Here is a 543-nt window from a genome sequence, read left to right on the forward strand (position 1 = left end):
TAACAGCTTTTTTCTGATTGGTGCATTACTGATTGCACTGAGCGTTCTTTTAAGCCCCGTGTCCTCAAAATTGGGGATTCCAATCCTTCTCGTATTTCTTGCGGTAGGTATGTTGGCTGGGGAAGATGGCCTTGGCGGAATCTTATTTGATAATTATTCCATCGCTTATTTAGTCAGTAACTTAGCGCTCGCCATCATTCTTTTGGATGGCGGGATGCGAACGCGAGTCGCCAGTTTTCGGGTCGCCTTGTGGCCTTCGGTGTCGTTGGCAACCATAGGCGTAGCCATCACGACATTGTTAACCGGTTTGATGGCGACTTGGTTGTTCGATTTGGATTTATTGCAAGGTATCTTGGTTGGCGCGATTGTCGGTTCAACGGATGCGGCCGCGGTCTTCTCTTTATTGAAAGGCCGCAGTCTGAACGAACGTGTTGGCTCGACGTTAGAAATTGAATCGGGCACCAACGACCCAATGGCGGTGTTCTTGACCGTCACGTTAATTGCGATTCTTTCTAGTACGGGAACGGAGTTAAGCGCCGGATT

At 48.8% G+C, this 543-nt stretch carries 1 protein-coding gene; it reads left to right on the top strand.

Annotation, left to right across the window (positions count from 1 at the left end):
• A partial coding sequence (locus R8O11_RS30615) for a cation:proton antiporter (protein ID WP_318195308.1) occupies positions 1–543 on the top strand: 543 nt, incomplete at both ends.

Source organism: Vibrio sp. 1288 (genome assembly GCF_033344475.1).